Source organism: Pseudenhygromyxa sp. WMMC2535, from assembly GCF_011083025.2.
In genome coordinates this window covers 7,481,131-7,498,235 of sequence record NZ_JABJWV010000001.1, presented here as the reverse complement: position 1 = coordinate 7,498,235, position 17,105 = coordinate 7,481,131, and the positions used below count along the sequence as shown (strand labels likewise).

Annotated in this window: 18 protein-coding genes; 7 read left to right on the top strand and 11 right to left on the bottom strand. The window is 70.8% G+C overall.

Features of this window, described 5'->3' with window-relative positions; translation table 11 throughout:
* The first annotated feature begins 23 nt into the window (after positions 1-23).
* Positions 24-647 (top strand): hypothetical protein, encoded by a 624-nt coding sequence (locus tag G6O69_RS29060; RefSeq protein WP_172301277.1) that lies wholly within the window; start codon positions 24-26, stop codon positions 645-647.
* Between the two features lie 15 nt (positions 648-662).
* On the opposite strand, the gene G6O69_RS29055 is transcribed toward G6O69_RS29060, so the two are convergent.
* The 3 genes from G6O69_RS29055 to G6O69_RS29045 form a co-directional block, all read right to left on the bottom strand.
* Positions 663-1,667, bottom strand: coding sequence for a DUF1684 domain-containing protein (locus G6O69_RS29055; RefSeq protein WP_172306732.1), 1,005 nt, complete (start codon positions 1,665-1,667; stop codon positions 663-665).
* Positions 1,667-2,119, bottom strand: a complete 453-nt coding sequence (gene dtd, locus G6O69_RS29050; protein ID WP_172306731.1) for a D-aminoacyl-tRNA deacylase — start codon at positions 2,117-2,119, stop codon at positions 1,667-1,669. Before dtd ends, G6O69_RS29055 begins: the two co-directional genes overlap by 1 nt.
* Positions 2,120-2,348: 229 nt before the next feature.
* Positions 2,349-3,008 carry an AAA family ATPase gene (locus G6O69_RS29045; RefSeq protein ID WP_172306730.1) on the bottom strand — a complete coding sequence of 220 codons (660 nt, stop codon included), beginning with the start codon at positions 3,006-3,008 and terminating at the stop codon, positions 2,349-2,351.
* Positions 3,009-3,127: 119 nt separating this feature from the next.
* Here G6O69_RS29045 and G6O69_RS29040 point away from each other — a divergent pair, with 119 nt between their 5' ends.
* From G6O69_RS29040 to G6O69_RS29025, 4 genes are read left to right on the top strand one after another with little or no spacing between them, the layout of a single operon-like run.
* Positions 3,128-4,453 (top strand): hypothetical protein, encoded by a 1,326-nt coding sequence (locus G6O69_RS29040; protein WP_176397146.1) that lies wholly within the window; start codon positions 3,128-3,130, stop codon positions 4,451-4,453.
* A gap of 24 nt (positions 4,454-4,477) precedes the next feature.
* Positions 4,478-5,377: a hypothetical protein gene (locus G6O69_RS29035; protein ID WP_172306728.1), complete on the top strand. Its 900-nt coding sequence runs from the start codon at positions 4,478-4,480 to the stop codon at positions 5,375-5,377.
* A 36-nt stretch (positions 5,378-5,413) separates the two neighbouring features.
* Positions 5,414-6,541, top strand: coding sequence for a ribonuclease H-like domain-containing protein (locus G6O69_RS29030; RefSeq protein ID WP_172306727.1), 1,128 nt, complete (start codon positions 5,414-5,416; stop codon positions 6,539-6,541).
* Between the two features lie 19 nt (positions 6,542-6,560).
* Positions 6,561-7,511: a COX15/CtaA family protein gene (locus G6O69_RS29025; protein ID WP_346017098.1), complete on the top strand. Its 951-nt coding sequence runs from the start codon at positions 6,561-6,563 to the stop codon at positions 7,509-7,511.
* A gap of 135 nt (positions 7,512-7,646) precedes the next feature.
* Here the strand turns inward: G6O69_RS29025 and G6O69_RS29020 are convergent, their stop codons facing one another.
* Complete coding sequence (locus G6O69_RS29020; RefSeq protein ID WP_172306726.1) at positions 7,647-8,084, bottom strand: hemerythrin domain-containing protein; 438 nt, start codon at positions 8,082-8,084, stop codon at positions 7,647-7,649.
* Positions 8,085-8,261: 177 nt separating this feature from the next.
* Positions 8,262-9,119 carry a hypothetical protein gene (locus G6O69_RS29015; RefSeq protein WP_172306725.1) on the bottom strand — a complete coding sequence of 286 codons (858 nt, stop codon included), beginning with the start codon at positions 9,117-9,119 and terminating at the stop codon, positions 8,262-8,264.
* 30 nt (positions 9,120-9,149) lie between these two features.
* Here G6O69_RS29015 and G6O69_RS29010 point away from each other — a divergent pair, with 30 nt between their 5' ends.
* Positions 9,150-10,487 carry a hypothetical protein gene (locus tag G6O69_RS29010; RefSeq protein ID WP_346017097.1) on the top strand — a complete coding sequence of 446 codons (1,338 nt, stop codon included), beginning with the start codon at positions 9,150-9,152 and terminating at the stop codon, positions 10,485-10,487.
* Between the two features lie 18 nt (positions 10,488-10,505).
* Here the strand turns inward: G6O69_RS29010 and G6O69_RS29005 are convergent, their stop codons facing one another.
* The 4 genes from G6O69_RS29005 to G6O69_RS28990 all read right to left on the bottom strand — a co-directional run bounded on the left by G6O69_RS29005 (position 10,506) and on the right by G6O69_RS28990 (position 14,721).
* On the bottom strand, positions 10,506-11,471 hold the full coding sequence (locus tag G6O69_RS29005; RefSeq protein ID WP_172306724.1) for a hypothetical protein: 966 nt from the start codon (positions 11,469-11,471) through the stop codon (positions 10,506-10,508).
* A gap of 123 nt (positions 11,472-11,594) precedes the next feature.
* Positions 11,595-13,361: an acetate--CoA ligase family protein gene (locus G6O69_RS29000; protein ID WP_172306723.1), complete on the bottom strand. Its 1,767-nt coding sequence runs from the start codon at positions 13,359-13,361 to the stop codon at positions 11,595-11,597.
* Complete coding sequence (locus G6O69_RS28995; RefSeq protein WP_172306722.1) at positions 13,340-14,176, bottom strand: hypothetical protein; 837 nt, start codon at positions 14,174-14,176, stop codon at positions 13,340-13,342. Before G6O69_RS28995 ends, G6O69_RS29000 begins: the two co-directional genes overlap by 22 nt.
* Positions 14,176-14,721, bottom strand: a complete 546-nt coding sequence (locus G6O69_RS28990; protein ID WP_176397145.1) for a DUF507 family protein — start codon at positions 14,719-14,721, stop codon at positions 14,176-14,178. Before G6O69_RS28990 ends, G6O69_RS28995 begins: the two co-directional genes overlap by 1 nt.
* A 29-nt stretch (positions 14,722-14,750) precedes the next feature.
* Here G6O69_RS28990 and G6O69_RS28985 point away from each other — a divergent pair, with 29 nt between their 5' ends.
* Complete coding sequence (locus G6O69_RS28985) at positions 14,751-15,233, top strand: NUDIX domain-containing protein (protein WP_172306720.1); 483 nt, start codon at positions 14,751-14,753, stop codon at positions 15,231-15,233.
* Positions 15,234-15,258: 25 nt separating this feature from the next.
* Here the strand turns inward: G6O69_RS28985 and G6O69_RS28980 are convergent, their stop codons facing one another.
* On the bottom strand, positions 15,259-15,915 hold the full coding sequence (locus G6O69_RS28980) for a DUF882 domain-containing protein (protein ID WP_172306719.1): 657 nt from the start codon (positions 15,913-15,915) through the stop codon (positions 15,259-15,261).
* A gap of 12 nt (positions 15,916-15,927) precedes the next feature.
* Complete coding sequence (locus G6O69_RS28975; RefSeq protein ID WP_172306718.1) at positions 15,928-16,980, bottom strand: DUF1365 family protein; 1,053 nt, start codon at positions 16,978-16,980, stop codon at positions 15,928-15,930.
* Positions 16,981-17,105: the final 125 nt, after the last annotated feature.

Sequence of the window (17,105 nt, the reverse complement as noted above, 5' to 3'; positions counted from 1 at the left end):
GAGGATCGGGCGAGAATCAGGTCATGCGCGGAAACAGTGGACTGACTTTGATCTTGGCGCTCGGTCTCGTGGGCTCGGCTTGCGGTGACGACTCCGGTGACGGCGCGGCAGACGAACTCGGCTCGGAGAGCACCGAGGAGACGGAGAGCACCGGGGAGACGGAGAGCACCGGGGAGACGGAGAGCACCGGGGAGACGGAGAGCACCGGGGAGACGGAGAGCACCGGGGAGACGGAGAGCACCGGGGAGACGGAGAGCACCGGGGAGACGGAGAGCACCGGGGAGACGGAGAGCACCGGGGAGACGGAGAGCACCGGGGAGACGGAGAGCGCCGAGGAGACGGAGACCGGCGGCGAGGCCTGCGAGGACGCGAGCTTCGTGGGCGTGGGCGCGTCCACGGACGACTGGGGCGTCGGAGACCTCTGTGACGCAGTCTGGGTGTGTGCGAGCGCCGAGCAGGCCGAGTCGTTCGAGGAGTCGCTCGGCCTGAACTGCGCGCCTGGGGGCAGCCTCGGGGACACCTGCCCGGATCAGGCCTGCTACGTCGTCGAGAGCACGACCTTCATCGATGACGAGGACATGGCGCTCGTGTGCGCCGCCCTGGCCGAACCCGGGGTCGACGCGGCCATTTGCCTGGTCCTCGCCTGATCCGAGTCGAGCGCGTCAGTGTGCCGGCGCCCTGGCGCCGGCCAAGACGGGGATCGCCAGGGCGTTGAAGCGCGGTGGGAAGGGGCAGTTGTAGTGCTCGCTGTAGGCACAAAGCGGGTTGGTGGCGCGGTTGAAGTCCAGCAGCGTGGTCTGGCCCGCGGGGGTGAGCAGTTCGATGTAGCGGCCCGCGGCGTAGCTCTGCCGGCCGGTGGTCGCGTCGGTGAAGGGGAGCAGCAGCGGCTCGCCGGGGCCGGTGGCCTCGGCGGCGAAGGCGAAGGCTGTGAGCGCGAGTTCGCCGGGGTGATCGGGGAGCTCGAAGCGCAGGATCACGGCGGCGTAGAGGGTCTTGGTCTCGCCGCGGGAGGTCTGGAGCACCCGTGGCGAGCGATCCTGGACATGCTCGACGCGGGCCGTGACGGCCAGCTGGGGGTCGATGGGGAACCAGTCGACGCCGACGAAGTCGCGACGGCGCGGGGCGTCGCGGTCGTGGATCAGCACCCGCCACTGATCCCCTTGGCGGCCGAGCTCGACGCGCCAGCGGGGATCGTCGCCGACCTGCGCCTCGCCCTCGGGGGCGGGGAGGGCAATTTCGACGTGCTCGGTGATCGTCTGCGTCTGTCCGCCGAGGATCAGGCTCAGGCTGTCGGTGGCAGCCTCGATGTGCACGGTGTTGGGAGAGGGGGAATCGGGCGAGTTCGCGGCGCTGTCTCGCGCCCGCCAGGCGTCTGTCTCGGCGTCGCGCTCGAGGTCCAAGCTGGCGCCTGGGTCGAGGTAGTGGGCGGCGACGGCGGTGAGCACGGAGCTCGTATCGTCGCGGAGCTCCGCGTCGTAGCGGCGCTGGAATTCGGCGGCGGCGGCCTGGCGCTGGCCTGGGTCGAGGGCGGCCGTGCTCGCGCCCGACTCGGGCGTTGGCTGGGAAAGCCCAGCTGTCTGACTGTGGGTCTGGGTTTGAGTCTGGCCGCAGCCGAGGCCCGGGAGCAGGGCGAGGCCGCAGGCGAGCAGCCCGATCGCGCGGCTCATCAGAGGATGACCCCACCCTCGCTGAAGATCATCAAGGTCACCGGCCCGTCGTTGATCAGCTCCACGTCCATGTGCGCGCCAAAGCGGCCGGTCTGCGTGGGCAGGCCGCGGCTGCGCAGCTCCTCGACCACGGCCATGTAGAGCGGCTCGGCGCGGGCCGGGTCCTCGGCGCGATCGAAGCTCGGCCGCCGGCCCTTGCGGATGTTGCCGGCGAGGGTGAACTGGCTGATCACCAGCACGCCGCCCTCGACGTCGGCGAGCGTGCGATCCATGGGCTTTTGACCGGGGAAGATGCGCAGCCCGGCGATCTTGCGCGCGGTCATGTGGGCGTCGGCGATCCCGTCTCCACGCTCGACCCCGACCAGGGCCAAGATACCGCGACCGATCTCGCCGACGACCTCTCCGTCGACGCGAACGCTCGCCCGGCTGACTCGCTGAATGACCGTCTTCATGGCTCGCCTCCAGACATAGCGCGAAGGCTCGCGCAGGTCGAAGCGGCGGACAGCTGGCGAAGCTGGTCGGGCCCCCGAGCGGAGCGCTCTGGCCCGAGCGGAGCGCTCTGCCCCGAGCGGAGCGCTCTGCCCCGAGCGGAGCGATCTGGCCCGAGCGGAGCGCTCTGCCCCGAGCGGAGCGCTCTGCCCCGAGCGGAGCGCTCTGCCCCGAGCGGAGCGCTCTGGCAGCTCAGTGGTAGAGCCGAGCCGTGGTGCAGTGGGCCTGGAGGGCCTCCACGGCGTCGAAGAGCTCGGCCACGTCCTGGCCGGCGGCGCTGCCTGGGGCGTCGAGGCTGGCCGTGCTGCCGTGGGCCATGGCCTCGGCGTGGGCGACGCGACGGGCGATGGCGACGTCGAGCACCGGCAGGCCCATGGTCCGCAGATCTCGGGGCAGGGCCGCGCTCAAGGTGGTGCGCGCGTCCACGGCGTTCGGGACCATCGCAAACTGCAGGCGCGGGTTGAGGCGCCGGGCGTCGAGGCAGGCCTGGGCGACGTCGACGGCGGCCCAGACGTCGAGGGGGCTGGGCCGACAGGGGATCAGGGCGAGCTCGGCGACCTCGAGCACGGCGGCGAGGATCTCCGGGTCGCTGGGCGTGTCGACCACGGTCAGGTCATGGCCAAAGGAGAGGGCGCGCAGGCGCTCGGCCTGACCCGGGGCGGAGCCGGGCAGAGCCAGGGCCGGCGGGGTCGGGTTCTCGGCGGCCGAACGCGACCACGCGTGGGCGTCGCCACGAGGGTCGAGATCGACGAGTAGGGTCCGGCGACCTCGCGCGTGGGCCTCTGCGGCGAGGGCCACGGCCAAGGTCGTGCGTCCGGTCCCACCCTTTAGGCCTGCGAGCGCGAGCAGCATGAAGGCACGTTAGCGGGGCGAGCGGTGCAGTCCATTTTCTTGCGTATTCGAGGCACGACTGCAACGACTTCCAACAAAGGGGGATCGCGTCGCGGCGAGCCTGCGCTACGATCGCCAACATGGCTCAGGGACCGACTGACGCGCCAGCCAAGGGCCGATCATCGTCCGCGCTCGCAGACGCTGCGAGCGGCGATGTGATCGGCGAAGTGCACAAAGGCGTGGATCGTTCGCGCGATCCCTCGGGCGATCCCGATTCTTCGCCAGGAGCCAGGCTCGACGCTCTGCGTGGGCGAAATACGGATCTCTCGAGGGATCTACCGTGGCCTGCACAGCGAGGGCAGGAGCAGGATCTCGAGGGCGATCTGCGAGGCGATCACGAGGGCGAGCGAGGGGGGGAAGAGGACGAGGTGTGGTTCGAGGCCGATGCCCTCGCCGCGGCCTCGCAGGTGGAGCTCGGCGACGTCCCCTCTGGGCCGGACGCTGAATCCGGAGCAGGGCCAGGGCGAGCCGCGGGCCTCGACGCGCTGCGGCGCTCGGTGTCACGGCGAGGTGTCTCGCTGGCCGAGCTGCCGGGGTGGCCGGGCTCCGCGGCCACCGGCCAGGGCCTCGGCGCGGGCGTGGACGCGCTCTTGGGCACGCTGCACCCCGGGGACCTCGGGCTGATCACGGCGGGGCGGCGGGGGGCAGGGCGGACGAGCTTGCTGGCGCAGCTGGCCGACGGCCTGGCTCTGCGCGGGGGCGAGGGCGGGGGTAGGGGCGAGGGCGAGGGCCAGGGTCAGACGAAGGGAGACGAGCTCGCCGCTCCGCTCACGCCGGTGCTCGTCGTCTCCGACGAGGCGCCCGCGCTGTGGCGAGCGCGGAGCTTGGCGCGTTGGTCCGGGCGGGACGTCCGACACTTCACGGGGGCGCGGGCACACCCCGAGGCCGCGTCGACCCTCGAAGACTTCGCTCGCGGGGCGTGGGCGGCCCTCGACGCGCGCCAGCGCTTCATCGCGCCGGGTGAGCTGGCTGCGGCGCAGGCCCGGAGCGAGCTGCTCGAGAGCCTGCGACGCTGGCAGAGGCAGCTGGCCGCGGCCAGCGAGCGCGCGCCGGAGCAGGTCTGGCCGGTGCTCATCCTCGATCCTCTCGAGGCCCTGGCCCCCGATCTGCACGAGACCCTCGCGTGGCTGTCTCGCGTGGCCGAGGACGAGTCCCTGGTGATCCTCGCCAGCGCCGACGCGCCGGCGAGCGAGGACATGGCGACGAGCCGGGCGCTCGATCGCCACCTGAGCGCCCGGCTGCACCTCTCGGGCGCCGGCGAGCTCGGGGAGGGCGAGCTCGGGGAGGGCGAGGGCGCGCGCCTCGAGCTCAGCTTGCGTCACCGTCGCCTCGGCCCCCGAGGTCGCGCCCACCTGCGCTGGGACCCGTCCTGCGGGCGCTTCGAGGCGCTCGCGCTGGACGAGTGAGCCAAGCGGGCGAATACTGAGTCGGTGCGCCGCGAACTCGTCCTGGCCGTGGCTGCTCTCTTGCTCGCCCCGGCCTGCAAGCGCGAGCGCAGCCGGTCCCCCGAGGGCGCAGCTGGACGCGAGGCGGGGTCGGGGGCCGGACCCACGGGGCTACAGGAGCCGGGCTCGGGCGCCGACGAGTACGTCCTGCCCTACGGCGAGCGCAGGGTCTACGCCTACGCCGACCCAGGCCTCGCCGGAGAGATCGATCGCCTGTTCTTGCTGCTCGAGGACCTGCGCGCCGAGTCCGTGGAGATCAGCGCACGCACGCACCTGCCGATCGGCTGGACGACGCTGACCTTCAGCGTCGAGGGCTCCCACGGCGAGCGGCTGATCGTCCACGAGCCCGACTACGACGCCAACCCGGAGGCCCAGACGCGCACGGACATCTCGGTCTCGCTGGCGACCTTGGCTCGCCAGCGTCGGGTGCTCGAGGAGGTCGGCGTCGCGGGGGAGGCCATCGACTTCGACGAGCACGTGCTGGCCATCGCCGGCGCGATCGATCTCGACGACGTGCTGCTGCTGCGGGTGGCCAGCCCCGGGGGGCGGATGACCGGCTGGCGGCTGGTCCCGGCCGCGGGCATCGCCGAGGCCGACGAGCTCGAGTCTTTGCCGGTCCACGAGATCCTCCTGCGGCGGCCGGCCCTGCTCGACGCGATGCTCCTGCCCTCGGGCTACATGGTCTACTACTCGGGTGAGGCGATCACGGCGGTGGTCAACGAGCGCGACGAGCTGGTCTGGGACGGAGCGGGTGAGGCCCGTCGAGACACGCGCGGCCTCGATGATCAGCTCGGCCGCGCGCTCGAGGCCGCCGGCCAAAGCGATCGCGCGCCCCCCGAGCCAGGTGATGGCGCGCTGCTGCCACCCCTGCGCGGCGAGGAGTGAGCGCCCCGGGGAGAAAGCTGGTATCCACGGCCTCCGATGGTCTCGCCCCCGCCTCGACTCGCGCGCCTCGCTGAGGTCCACGACCTGCCGATCGGCACCGCCTGTACCGCCCACGCTGCGATCCGTCAGCTCCGCCACGGCCTCGATCGCAACGGCGAGGGCTACTACGACCTCGTCGTCGGTGACGCCAGCGCCCGGATCCCCGCGAAGATCTGGGGAGACTCGCGGGCCTACGGCGAGCTCGCCCGCTCGGGCCTCGAGACCGGCGCCGTGGTCAAGCTGATGTTCAGCGTGGGGGAGTACCGCGACGCGATCCAGCTGACCGTCAGCCGGATCCGCGGCGTGGTCGAGGGCGACGAGTGGTCCTCCGAGGCGATCTGGGGCCGGGGTTGGGAGCTGATCCAGGACCTGCGCTGCAAGACCTTGGTGTTCGACATCGAGACCGTCCCCGGCGTGGTCCTCGACGCCGAGGACACGCCCGAGTCCGTGCGCAAGGCCGTGGCCCGGGCCGCCGAGCGCAGCGCCGGCGAGCTCGACGCCCTCGAGGCTCAGACCAAGGCCATGAGCCTCTCGCCCTACTTCGGCAAGATCGTCTCGCTCGCCGTCGGCGAGGGGGAGCTCGATGAAGATGAAGATGAAGATGACGATGGGGATGAGGGCGAGGGGAGGGAGGGCGCGGTCACGGCGCTGGTCGTCCCGCCGCCGGGGCGCGAGGACGAAGAGTACCCGCCGTGGATCCGCCCGATGAGCGAGGCCGATCTCCTGCGCTGCTTTTGGCACCTGGCCGACGCCGCGGAGCTCGTCGTCTCCTACAACGGCCGCGGCTTCGACGTGCCCTTCTTGCAGGCCCGCAGCCTGATCCACGGCGTCCCGGCCCGGGTCGACCTGCTCTCGAGCCCCTACTCGCTGCGCCCCCACCTCGACCTCTTCCGCCTGCTCTCCCCGGGCCGCGGGGGCACCGCGTCGACCTCCCTCGACGTGATCTGCTGGTCCCTGGGCATCACCAGCCCCAAGGGCGAGATGGACGGCTCGCTGGTCGCGCCAACCTACGCGCGCGGCGAGATCGAGACCATCGCCGAGTACAACGTCGGCGACGTGCGGGCGACCGCGCGGGTCTATCGCCACCTGCGCGAGCACCTGCTGCCCTTTCGCAACGACTGGTAGTTGGTAGTACCTTCCGGGCGTGTCCGAGACGCAGCGCTCCGATCGCTTCACGCCCTTCGCCTGGGGGGTGCTGGCCTTCACCTTCATGGTGATCGTATTCGGCGCCTGGGTGCGCATCACCGGCTCGGGGGCGGGCTGCGGCCAGCACTGGCCGACCTGTCACGGCGAGGTCATCCACCGCCCGCAGAGCGTCGAGACGGTGATCGAGCTGACCCACCGGGTGACCTCGGGGCTGAGCATGCTCTTGGCGGTCGCGCTCCTGGTCTGGGGGATGGTCCGCTTCGAACGCGGCCACCCGGCGCGGCGCGGCGTCGCCCTGGCCATGCTCTTCATGATCTTCGAGGCGCTGCTCGGCGCGGGCTTGGTCTTGCTCGAGCTCGTCGGGCGCAACGACTCGATCTCGCGGGCCGTGATGATGGCGATCCACCTGTCGAACACCTGTCTGCTGACCGGGGCGATGGCCGCGGCGGCCTGGTGCGCGCGCCCGGATCGCCGGCCGCGGACCCGCTGGCGCGACGCCGGGCGCGGGCCGTGGCTGCTCGTCGCGGGGCTCTTCGCGGTGATCTTGGTGTCGATGAGCGGGGCCGTCACGGCCCTGGGCGACACGCTCTATCCGGTGGTCGAGGCCGGCAGCGTGGGCGATCGGCTGGCGGCGGATCAGGGCGTGACGGCGCACTTCCTCCAGCGCATGCGGGTCGTGCATCCGCTGCTCGCGGTGCTCGTGGGGCTCTATCTGCTGTGGCTGTCGATCTCGCTCCCGGGGCTCGACGGGCATGGGGCCGTGCGGAGCCTGGGGAACGTGGTGGCTGGGCTGGTGCTGGCGCAGCTTTGTGCTGGGGTCGTCAACATCATGCTCTCGGCGCCTGGGTGGATGCAGTTGGTGCACCTCGGGCTTGCGACGGGGCTCTGGGTTGGGCTGGTCTTGTTGGCTCTGGCGGCGCTTCGGGCGGATGCTGAGCTTCAATTGTGAAAGCCCCGACCGAGGGACGGTCGGGGCTTTGGCGTCGGCATCACAGGCTCGTGCGTGATGCATGAGCATGGACGGGGTTTCAGGGGATGGAGCGTCGGTCTGAGCTCCGTCCGTGCTCATCTATCGGGTTGCTAGCTAGCCTTCGCCGTGGAGTCCGAGGGTCGGGGTGGGGTGCTCGTGGCCGGTGTGCGCGAGCCAGGGGAGGAAGCTCGTGCGCTCGTGGCTGTCGTGCTCGCGCATGCGCAGCTCGATGGCGCCGACGGCCTCGTAGTCGAGCTCGCGGCGGCGGAGGCCAGCGAGGAGGCGGCCGACGGCGCGGCGGATGCGAGTGTGCTCGAGGAGGAACTCTTCGACTTCGACGGCGGCGATCTCCGAGCGGGCTGCGTAGCGAGGGAAGTAGATGTTCTCTTCGTGGCGCAGGTGGACGTCGAGGGCGATCGCAAAGGTGTCGCTGAACTCGTCGCAGGTGAGCCAGTCACCGGCGTGGGCGGAGCGAACCATGGCTGCGAAGAGCTCATCGAGGGTGTCGTGAGTGGTGGCGTAGAGGGAGACGTTCTCGACTGCTTGCAGCATTGATGGGCACCATAGCGGGCTGACGGATTGGTCACATCAGCAGCTTTTGCGTCGGAACGAGGGTCTAACGGCAAAAACGCCGCAGTTCGCGGCGACGGAAAATCTCGCGGGGCCAATTCGGCCAAATGCGTTTTGCATGCACAGTATTCGCGAACAATAAAAAATAGGGTTCGATTTTTAGCGGAGAAAATAGTGCCAGAGCGTCAGGCCGAGGACGAGAATAGCCAAAGTGGCGTGGAGCCAAGTGAAGCGTCGCTTGGGCCCGTCCATCTGGGGGCCCTCGTCCACGGAGGCGCCGCTGGCAGCTTCGTGGGCCGTGCGGGCATGATCGAAGGCAGCGACGAGCTCGCTGGCGTCACGGGTACCCTGGTCGGGGTCTGCGGTGTCCTCTGCGGTGCTTTGGGCGGCGTCATGGGCGGCGATTAGCCGCTTGGCGAGCTCGAGGTGCTCCGGGTGCTCGGCGGACAGGACCCGAGCGCGCAGCTGGGGGCCGGCGTGGGCCAGCATCGCCACCCGAAAGACCCGCTCGGCCGGGGAGGGCGGGGTGCTGCGCAGGGCCGCGTCTAGGGGGTCGCTGCACGCCAAGAGGGGGCTGGCGTCGGCCTGGGCGCGGGCGCGCTCGCCGAGGGCGACGAGCTCTCCCCAAGCGGCGCCCTCGCGGTCCAGATCGAGCATCCGCTCGCACAGCTCCACGGCCGGGGCGAGGGCGGCCGCGGCCTCGGGGTCCTCATCGATGGCCGCGATGGCCATGCCGAGGGTGGCCGCGCTGGGCTCGGGCAACACGCGGGCGGCCGCGAGGAGCTGCCTGGCGTTGAGCTCGAGCATGTCCACGAGCCCGGCGCGGACTCGCTCGGCGGCGGCGAAGACCTCCGCGGGGTCCTCGACCAGGGGGTGCTCGGCGAGGGCGGCCTCGAGCTGCGCGCGGGTGCGGGGGTCGTCTTGGCTGCGCGCCGCGGCCCATAGTCGCCCGAGCTCGAGCTCGTCGAGGCGATCGAGGGCCGCGTGGGTGTCATCGTCGAGGCTCGCGGTGGACATCGCTGCGACCCCATCTACCATGACCGTCCCGTGAGCGAGCGAGAACAGCGACTGTCGCCGCCTGCCGACCTGGAAGAGGCGCGCGCGCGCATGGCCGCGGCGCCGATCCCTCCCGCGATCATGGCGGTCCTCCAGACCCTCGACAAAGCCGGCTTCCACGGCGTGGTCGTCGGCGGGGCCGTCCGCGACGCGCTCTTGGGCCAGGGCGAGGGCGACTGGGACGTGGCCAGCAACGCGACCCCCGAGGAGGTCACGCAGCTGTTCCCGCGCACCATCCCCACGGGCATCGAGCACGGCACGGTCACCGTGCTCTCCGGCCGCGGCGACGAGCGCCACGCCGTCGAGCTGACCACCTTTCGGGGCGAGGGCGCCTACCACGACGGGCGTCGGCCGAGCGAGGTCCGCTTCCTGCGGGAGCTCACCGAGGACCTCGCCCGCCGCGATCTGACCATCAACGCCTTCGCCTGGGATCCCGTCAAGGGCGTGTTCACGGACGCCTTCGGCGGCCTCGAGGACCTGCGCGCGCGGCTGATCCGGGCCGTCGGCGATCCCGTGCAGCGCTTCGCCGAGGACGGGCTGCGGACCATGCGAGCGGTGCGCTTCGCCGCGAGCATGGGCTTTCGCCTGGCGCCCGAGACCGAGGCCGCCATCGCCGGCGCGCTCGAGGTCTTCGACAAGGTCAGCCGCGAGCGCGTGCGCGTCGAGCTGGTCAAGCTCCTGGCGACGGCGCGCCCCTCCTTGGGCCTGCGACCCATGGCGGTCACGGGCCTGTGGTCGCGGGTCCTCGCGCCGCTGGCCGAGCCGGTCCTCGAGGAGGCCATCGCCGCCGTCGATCGCCTCCCGCGGCGGCCGACGCTGCGCCTGGCTCGGCTGCTGTGGCCGATCCGCGCCGAGCGGGCCGAGGTCGAGGCGATCATCGAGGCGCTCCGGCCCAGCCGCGAGGAGCGGGCGCGGGTGCTCGGGCTGACCGCCGAGGGCGTCGACGAGCTCGCGGCTGCCCTCGATGCGCAGGGCGAGGACGATGCGGGGACCGACGCCGATGCAGATGCAGATGATGGACGCGGCGCGGCGCTGCGCCGGGCGGCGGCCGAGCTCGGGCGTGGGCTCCTCGACGACGCCCAGGACCTGCTCGAGCTCGACGCCGCGGCTCGAGCCGAGCTGGCGGCGGCCCTCGAGGGGGCCGCGCTGAGCCCCAAGGAGCTCGCGCTCAAGGGCCGGGACCTGATCTCGGCGGGCGTCGCCGCGCCGGGGCCGGCCTTGGGGGAGCTGCTCGAGCAGCTCTTCGACTGGGTCCTCGAGGCGCCCGAGCGCAACACGAGCGAGGCGCTGCTCGCTCGCGCGCGGGCGATGATGGCGGGCGAGGGCTGAGGCGAGCCCGCGCGCGGATCAATTGCTGTCAGTGAGGACCGCAGTCCAAGACAGGACGCCGGCCTCGATGTCCGCGCAGGCGTCGGCGTCGGAGCTCAGCTTCCAAGACGGCCAGGCCGCGATCTTGTACTCGAGGTCGTATTGGGCGCTGCTCGTGGAGAGCGTCCCTTGCTCACCGTAGGCTAGATTTTCGCTCTGTCCGTAGAGATCGAAGTCGAGATCGAAAAACTCCCAGGTACCGCAGTCATCGCTGCATTCGTGGTTCTCGTCTGCGAAGGCGACCACCACGCTGTCTTTGTCCGTATCGCCTTCGGTCGACCCCGTGCTGTAGACGATTTTATTGCCGAGCATGGGGTAGGACACGTCCAGCCGGCTGTAGCGACAGGTGTCTTCGGCGATCTCTCGAGTCTCGAATTTGAAGCGATAGCAGCGGTTTTGCTCGAGAACTTCGTCTGGGGTCCAGCCTGATTCGGGCTGGACGATGTCGATCTCCAGGTCTGATGGCCCCATGCAGAGATCGCCGCACTGACACTCCACAAACTCGATATGACCGCCGTTGATACTATTGATCTTGCCCTGAATGTCGTATGTGGTGCACGGATCATCATTGGGCTTTGGATCGGTGAATTCGATGGTCACGGGGAGCTCTCCGTCATGGCAGGCTGGCGTGCCAGTGTCGGACTCGGTCTCCTCACCGGTATCCTCAACATCCGCAGTGTCGGACCCGTCATCGCTGCTCTCCGTGTCCCCAGCGCTCTCCCCCTCGCCACTGTCGGTGGTGCCCTCCTCCGAGCTCCCGGCGCTCTCGCCCTCCGCTCCGCTCGCGCTCTCATCGTCGGCCTCGTCGCTGGCGTTGTCGTCGCCGCCGTCACCGAGGCCGAGGGTGCTGGGGGAACAAGCCGTCAGCGAGATCACAGAGAGAAGCGACGAGATCACCAGCGACAGGCGCGGCGAGAACAGCCCGGAGGAGCGCATCGAGTCCATGGGCGAATCTTAGATCACGTCGCGGCCGGCTTTACCGGAACGACGACCGGGACGGATTTGCGCCAGCTCAGCCGTGCCAGGGCCGTAAAAAACCCCGCCGCGGTGTCTGAATACCAGCGCGCCTCAGAGCCCCTCGAGGTGGGGCCGCTGGACGATCCGCGCATCCAGCGTCACATACTCCCGGTCATCGCCGGGGGTCAGGAGGCGGACGGGGTCGAGGTCGACGAGGAGCAGTCGCTCGCCCGTGTGCCGAAACAGGCTGTCGAGGTGGAGGAGCAGGCGGGCGAGGACGCGGGCGTCGGGGTCGCTGGCCCGGCGGCGCGCGGGCAGGGGGGCGGCCGAGAGCACGCCTTCGGCCATGAGCAGGGCGTCGCGGGCGTCGAGGGGGGAGCGGGCCAGGAGCGGCTCCGTGGGCAGCTCGTGCTGGACCTGGGCGAAGATCGCCACGTCGCCGCTGCGCGTGCGCAGGCCACCGCAGCGCAGGTCGAGGCCGGGGTCGATCATCTCGGCGACCACGACCCCGTCGAGCCGGGCCATGGGCGCGCGCTCCTCGACGTTGGCGACGATCTGGGCGTAGGCCCGCTTGGTCGCCGCCGCGTTGGCGACGTCGAGCTCGATGGCCCCGACCTCGCGCTTGCGCCGGAGGTCGGGGCTGAGGGCTTTGAGGGCCACGGGGTAGCCGATCTTGTCGGCGAAGCTGGCCGCGCCGCTGGCCGAGGTGGCGAAGGCCTGGCGGGTGACCTCGATGCCGTGACCGCGGAGGACCACCTTGCTCTCCTGATCCGAGAGCACCTCGGTCGCGCTCTCGAGCACGACGTCGGCGCGGGCGATCATCTCGGGGTTGCGCGCCTCGAGATCGAGGTCGCCGCTGGGATCGCGGCCAGGGGGGCAGACATCCACGCGGCGACGCAGCTGCGCCAGGGGGCGCTGGGCCAAGAACGCGGCCGTGGGGATGCGCAGGGTCAGGGCGGGATCGGGCCGGGCCATGGCCAGGGTCTCGGCGAAGTGGGGCAGGGCGCGGCGGGCCTGCTGCCACATGGCCAGGTCGGCGGCCTGGGGGGTCTCGTCCGGGCCGCGCTCGTGATCCCCGAGGAGGTTGGCGGTGGCGCGATGCAGGAGGGCGAGGACCCGCGGCGCGGGGTAGACCGGCCCGGTCCAGCGCTCGAGGGCGTGGGCGACCATGGCCTGCTCGAGGCCGGGGCTGCGCGGCTCGAGGGCGGCCTCGGGTGTGCCCAGGGGGATCAGCACCTGCTTGGTCTCGCGCTCCTCGAGCGCGCGCAGCCAGTCGATCCAGGCCAGGGAGAGCGCCTCGGCCGGGACGTAGCCGACGAGGTCGTGGGCGGCGAGCCAGGGGTGGACGAGCCAGCGGTGCAGCCAGGGCGGGGTCGGGGCGATGGCGAGGGCGACGGCGCCCAGGGCCTCGTGCAGGCGGACGAGCTCGTCGAGTTCGGCGGCCACGGCGATCGGCGGCGGGCGGCTCTCCTCGCTAGCGCTAGCGCGAGCGGGAGCGGGCTCGGGGCGGCGCAGGGCGGCGTTGGGCCCGAGCAGGGCCATGGCCCGGCGGGAGCCGGGGTCCTTGCCGACGCGCTCGAGGTCGGCGAGCAGCTCGGGGCTCCCCGCTCCGGTGAGGATCAGCAGGGCCGGGGGCTGATCGAGGATCGCCCGCAGCAGGCTCGGGTCGACCTCGCGGGTGACGACCACACGGGCGCGCTCGCCCAGCTCTCGCAGCGCGCGTCCGAGCTGAGCGCGGCCCACCACGCGCCCGGGCAGCCCCGACCAGCGCGCCTCGTCGTTGGCGACCTCGGCCGAGACCAGGATCGTGTCAGCGAGCGAGCGCTTGGGATCGAGCAGGGCTTCGAGGGCCTCGCTCAGGCGAACATGAGCTTCCATGCCTGCCCGTTGAACTCGCGCACGGTCTGGGCCAGGGGGCCGTGGAGCACGAAGTCGGCCAGGGCCCAGCTGGGGTCGGGGGCGCTGGACAGCTCGCGCTCTCCGGCGAGCAGGATCACGCGCACGCTGGCCTGGCGCTCGGACAGGCTCTGGGGGAGGCCCTCGCCCTTGGCGTCGAGCCACAGCACCGTGGCCGCGTCGACCTCGGCGACCGCGGCGGCGTCGCTGGCGTAGGCGCCGAGGGCCTCGAGGGCGGCCAGGGTCTGGGCGTCGGGGGTCTCGCTGCTCACGTAGAGCAGCGGGGGCTGCTCGACGGTGCGGGTCAGATCGGTGGCGGCCGCGCTCGCGGCGTCGAGCCACTCGGGCAGCTTCACCTGGGTCACGTCGGCCTCGTACTCGGGCTCGACCTGGAGGGGCGTCTGATGCCAGGGCAGGCTGCCTGCGATCACGGCGATGGCGTGGGCGAGGCGGTCGCTGTCGAGCGGGCCGTCGACCCAGCAGGGCGAGAGCGAGCCGGTGAGCTGGCCGAGGAGGGCCTCGGCGTCCGGGGTGAGCGGGGCGAGCACGTGCCGCGGGGCGATGCGACGAAAGAGCTTGTCGATGCCCTCGGGGCCCATGAACACGAGCTGGTCTGCGCCGGCGCGGCTGGCCTCGACGACCACGCGATCGTCGAATGCCCCAGCGTCTCCGAGGCACAGGCCGAGCACCGAGGCGCCGCGCTCGTTGGCGATGTCGCGGGCGAGGCACAGCCCGACCAGGCTGCCGGGGTGGAGCCCGCGGGGCGTTCGCTGGAGGTAGACGACGATGTGGGCCATCAGGTCAGACCGTGCTTGCGCTTCACCATCTCGAGCTGCTTTTGATACTCGATCTCGAAGGTGTCGGTGCCCTGCTGGAGATGCTTGAGGTGGCGCTTGACCTCGCGGTCGAGGTCGTCGTCGTGCTGCATGTTGCGGCGGAGGATGTCCTTGAGCTTGCGCCGCAGGGCCGAGTCCTCGACGTAGATCTCCTCGACCCAGTGCGAGCGCATGAACAGCTCGAGCAGCTGGTTCGAGATCCAGGTGATGGCCTCTTCGCCGATGCCGAAGTCGAGCTGGTCGGCCTGCTGACGGCGGATGCGGTGGAGCTCCGAGTAGGGGAGGCCGCGGGCCTCGAGGATGTCCTTGGAGCGCTCCGTGATCTCGCGGTTCGTCCGCAGGTACTCGCGCAGCACCGACTCGACGTCGCTGGAGAACTCCTCCTTGTTGCTGGTCTCGAGGTCGCCGCTGTCGACGAGGGCGCGGATGACGGAGTCGACGATCGCCGGGATTTTGCTCGCGTAGAGACGCATGGCCTGCGAGCGAGCATAGGCGCTGGCTTGCATCGCGTCTAGGCTGGTGCAAGAACGAGGCGATGCGCGCGAATGGTACGGCCCAAGCGGCCCTGGGCCAGCGTTTGCTGGTCGCCGCGGGGCTCGTCTGGCTGGGGGAGGAGCGGCTCTTGGTCCACCGCCGGCCCGCCACGGCGAGCCACGGCGCGGGGATGCTGGAGCTCCCTGGAGGAAAAGTCGAGCGCGGGGAGGCGCCGCGGGCCGGCCTCGTCCGCGAGCTGCGGGAGGAGTGGGGCCCCGATACGGCGGCCTTTCAGGTGGGGCCGGTGGCCGAGGTCCTGCACCACGTCTACCCCGCGCCGGGGCCAGAGGTCGTGCTCGTCGTCTATCACGTCGACGGCCGGGCCTGGGCGCCGGCGCGCTGGCGCGAGCGCGCCGAGGTCGAGGCGGGCGTCGAGCTCGCGGCCTTCGACACCGCGGCGCTGCCCCTCGCGCAATTCCTGGCCGCCGATCGCCCCTTCCTCGCGGCCCTACAGACAGGCGCGATCCGGGCGCCCTGGATCTGAAGCAGCGCTGGGCGGGCCCGAGCGCTCAGGTCCCTTTCCAGGTCCGCTTGCGGCCGAGATCGACGTGGACGAATTCGCTGATCGGGTAGAAGCCGACGCCGCCCTCGTGCACGTCGAGGAGCCAGTCGTAGAGCGCCCGGATGGGGACGCCAGGCAGGTAGAAGTCGATGGCCATGCCCTCGGTGTGCTGGCTCTTGGCCGCGACCTCGTTGCCCTTCTTGCGCAGCAAGAGGTTGTACTTGGGGTGGCGAAAGCCCGAGATGACGCGGACCTCGCGGACCTCGAAGTGCTCGGCCGCGGAGATCACCCGGGCGACGAGCGCCTCGGGGATCGGCCCGTGCTCGTGAGTGAACCAGCAGCGAAAAAAATCGCTGCGCTCGCGTTGGCTGTCGATCCCCGCCGGCCCGGTGAGCGCGCGAATCTCGTGCGTGCGTAGGTTGTTTGCCCAGACCGGTCGGTCTGCGCGCTGCCCTCGGCGAGCCGGGCGACCGGCGTGGGTCTTGGCGCCAGCCTCGGTCTTGGCCGCGATGTAGGCGTCCTTCTTGGAAGTGGGCGGGGCCGAAGGAGGCGAGGTGGGCGGGGCCGAAGGAGGCGAGGTGGGCGGGGCCGAAGGAGGCGAGGTGGGCGGCGCGGGTTCCTGAGCGAAGGTCAGGGCACACAGGAGCAGGGCGAGGGTCGGCATGGGGCAGTCGGCTCAGGGGGACCAGCCACACTCCGAGTAGCCGCGGTTGGTCCCGCGCTGCGGTGGCTCGGAGAACCACTCGAGGGTGGTGCGGGCCAGCTGACCAAGGCCCCACTCCCACAATTCGAGATTACAGCCCATGCCTTGGGCAATGGCGAATACACGCATCGCGGCTTGGATTTGCACGGTGATCGGCCAAATCACCGGGCCCGGCTGGACGACCTCGTAACTCGCGCTCAGATTCATGTATTCACGGTCACGATCATCTCCGAGGCAAATGGAGATCGAGACCATGCTCGGCTCGGTCCGCGCGCGATTCATGATCAGCTTGCCGCGATAGGTGTTTTCGAGTCGCGCGAAAGGAGTGAAGCGAAAACCCGCGCTTTCGGTGATCAGATAGTCGAGGTCCCGGCCCCAGTAGAGCTTGGCGGGCTCGCCCTGTGCGCTCCCGCTCTCGTAGACATAAAAGCAGGGGATGGTGTCGTCCTCGCGCGTGTAGGCGAGGAACACCGAGATGGGGGAGAATCGATCGAGATCGTAGTGGCGGGCGCCCGTGATCAGATCGACGCGCGCGATCTCGGGGCGGGCGCCAAATGCGGCTGCGTAGCCGTCCGCGATCTCCTGCACGGAGAAGGCGAGGTGATCGGTCTGCTTGACCACGCCCAGGTAGGTCCAGATGGGTTCGGCGTTCTCGGGCGTGGCCGGCAAGCTGACGCGCACCGCCTGGCAGCGGCCGGTCCAGTCGGTGTCGAAGGGCTTGAGGCGATGATGCCTGGCCGTAATCGCATATAGAGTGTGCTTGCCCCGGGCCTCCTCCTGGATGAGGGCGGCCTCCTTCTCGTGCTCGGGGGCTTCGAGGGCGTTGGTGTGCACACGCTCGAGGCCGGGCTCGACCTGCGCGCGGCGGAGCTTGTCGCGCCGTGCCCGGACCTCCTCTTCGGCTGGCGATGAGCCAGGGAAGGCACGATCGAGCATTTTTTTTACGCGCTCGACATCGTCAAAGAGGTTCTCGACGAGATCGCCGAGATCGCCAACTTCCTGGTTCATGTCCCGGTCGTCCGACACGCCGCGGAAAGTAGCACGAACGCAGTCCTGTGGCGTCTGCTGCGCGAGAATGGCGGATTCGGCCAGGTGCTCAATCGCGGCTTGTCCGCGAGGCCGGGGGCAGGCTGGAATTATCTGTCACCGTG